Source organism: Rhizobium giardinii bv. giardinii H152 (assembly GCF_000379605.1).
GTDB lineage: Bacteria > Pseudomonadota > Alphaproteobacteria > Rhizobiales > Rhizobiaceae > Pararhizobium > Pararhizobium giardinii.
In genome coordinates this window covers 1-2,672 of sequence record NZ_KB902712.1, presented here as the reverse complement: position 1 = coordinate 2,672, position 2,672 = coordinate 1, and the positions used below count along the sequence as shown (strand labels likewise).

Here is a 2,672-nt window from a genome sequence, read left to right as displayed (position 1 = left end):
ACCGATTCTTGCGCCCGGCGGCACATTGATAGCTTGTCTTGGAGTGTCGGTTCCGGTGGCCCGCGTTAGCTTTGACGACCTCCAGAATTTTCGTGAACCCTTGGTCCGAGCAGCAAAACTTTTATCGGCGACCATATTGGAGACAAACGACGATTCCACAGCCGAATTCAGCGCATAAATCGCATCGCGGGCTCTTCAGAGTTTGCGTTATCGCAAACCGGCAAGGAACACAGCACTAGGGCCTAGAGCAGCCAGTGCATAGAAGACCCAGTCCGCCGGTCAAGTCATCAGGCCGATAGGACCAACGATGAGATGAGCGAGTCCGGCCGAAGGCCTAATCGAGCGCGTACAACGACCTGTTGTTTTTATAAAGTATCATTCTCGCCCCCTCAATTGCTTCATCAACGTCTAGACTTCCTCCAACGACATACTCCGTCAATGCCTTGGCGAGGTATCGCTTGCCCCAACGCCCAGCGAGCCAATATAATTCCGGAACGTGAAACGCGTCGCTTGCATAGAGGATCTTGGACAGCGGAACGACCTCCATCACCTGCATATATCGCTGAAACAGATTCTGGTGCACGAAGGGCGTCATGATCGACAGTTCAAAATAGCAATTCGGATAAAGGTGACTGAGCCAGGCGGCCTTTCCCACCGAAGGGTAGCCCGCATGGAGGGGGATAATTTTCGGCATGCGCATAACGCCGTCTCGATCAAACCGGCATACTTCTTCAAGGTAGAACGGATCTTGATTGCGAAGGATGACGGACGGTGCCTCGCCGTCACCCGTGTGGATTTGCATAGGCATGTCGCGCCTGAGGCATTCCTCAAGAGCAAGGGTAAAATTGTACCGCCTAAGATCCTTGGACAAGTTGTATTCCGACTGGCGGTCCATCGTCGGGATGTTGTGATATGACGCTCGAAGTGCCTGCCAGGAGGCTCGGGCTATTTCCCTGTCATAAAGCGGTTCTATCAGTCCGATGTAGGGGAGAAGATAGGATTTCATTCCATAGGACTTCTTTCCATAGTTCCCTGTGCCATCAAGCAAGTCCAGAAGGCGGGCGGTGTACCGTTGCTCGTATTCCTCGAACGTGATTTCCAGCGGAAAGAGCTCTTTCTGGATCATCTCTATTCGCGCCAGTCTGTTCATCCGACAAGGTAGGATACCCTCTTCATACCGGTCGATCTCCGCGCGCGAAGCGCCTTCGCAATAGCCCGTATCAACCATGACATTTTCATATCTGACGTCTTGAAGCAGGCTGCTTACGTAACTCCAGTAGTTCTTTGAGCGATCATTCCTAGCTTCCATGACGGTTTCGAGATTTGGATCGCAACCGAGAAACTGCGCCATCTCTTTCACAAGGAATTTGACGAAGATACTCTGCGATATGTCACCAATGATCCCGTCGATCTTTTGCTGAATCCCGTATTTCGCATTAAGCTCGTATCGGATCCTTTCGTCAGCGCCGAGCCATTGATCATAGACACCTGCAGGGAAATAGACGGGCACTGTGTCCATCGCTGCCAAAGACATACGCTCAAGGAAGCGCGTTGGTGTCATTGTCGGCTCGCGGTCAGTTACCAAATGACAATGCGCATCATCGATCGGGAGCTCGTCGATGGCCTCGAAGATTTTCAGGAACTCTGGGTGCTGTTTTGAAAGGAAAGGTCCCAAATGATCGAAATCTGAAGCTGTTCTCATAGCCATTTTATGCTCCATTTCCTGCGGGGTACCGTCAAACCTGCGGGTGCGGCTTCAGATATCCATCATCACCCTCATCGGCTGAGAGCTCGGCCAAGATTCTGATCCAGGACCGAATCCCCTTTTGGAAGCTCGAGAGATCATACTTTTCATTCGGGCTGTGGTGGCGATTGTCGGATCGCGCAAAGCCAATTGGCAAGGAATTGATGGACAGCTTGCTTTGCATGACGCTTACGATCGGGATGGAGCCGCCAGACCCGATTAGCACCGAGTCGCAGCCCCATTCATCTTTCAATGCGGCACGGGCGCGCCGCAGGTACTTGCTGTCACAGGGGATGACCGAAGCTTTGCTTCCGCCAAGTTCGGTGAACGTAACAGCGCAGTCTGATGGCATTCTGGTGCGGATGTGCTCGTGAAACTTGGCCCGGATCAGGTTGGGGTCCTGGCCATCTACCAAGCGAAAGGATATTTTCGCGGTCGCCTTGGAGGGGATGATCGTTTTCAAACCGTCGCCATAGTATCCGCCCGCAATGCCGTTGATTTCGCATGACGGGCGTGTCCAAACCTGCTCCAGGACGGAATACGTTTGATCGCCGGCAGACTGTGACAGCCCGACGTTTTTCAGGAACGTCTCGGTGTCGAAATGGAGCTTATCTAACTCCGACTTGAGCTCTCGGCCGAGTTCCTTGACGTCGTCATAAAACCCCTCGATCGCCACTTCCCCACTCGGGCCTCGCAAGGCGGCAATCACCTCGGCCAGAACCTGAATAGGATTGCGAGCAGCATTTCCGTAGGCACCCGAATGCAAATCGCGATTGGCGCAGGTGATTTCGATTTCTTCTTCGAGCAAGCCCCGGAACATGATCGTGACCGCCGGAACCGCGTCGTTCCAAAGATAAGTGTCGCACAGCAGCATGATGTCTGCGCGCAGTTCTTCCCCCGCTTGATCCAGAAATGCATCCATGCTGGG

The 2,672-nt window shown here is 53.2% G+C and carries 2 protein-coding genes; both read right to left on the bottom strand.

Translation table 11 applies throughout. The features are described from left to right. Positions 1-334: 334 nt before the first annotated feature. Positions 335-1,708: an amidohydrolase family protein gene (locus A3AY_RS0126660; protein ID WP_018328733.1), complete on the bottom strand. Its 1,374-nt coding sequence runs from the start codon at positions 1,706-1,708 to the stop codon at positions 335-337. Positions 1,709-1,736: 28 nt separating this feature from the next. After that, positions 1,737-2,672 (bottom strand): M20/M25/M40 family metallo-hydrolase (locus A3AY_RS36225; RefSeq protein WP_018328732.1); only part of this gene is annotated, 936 nt, incomplete at its 5' end.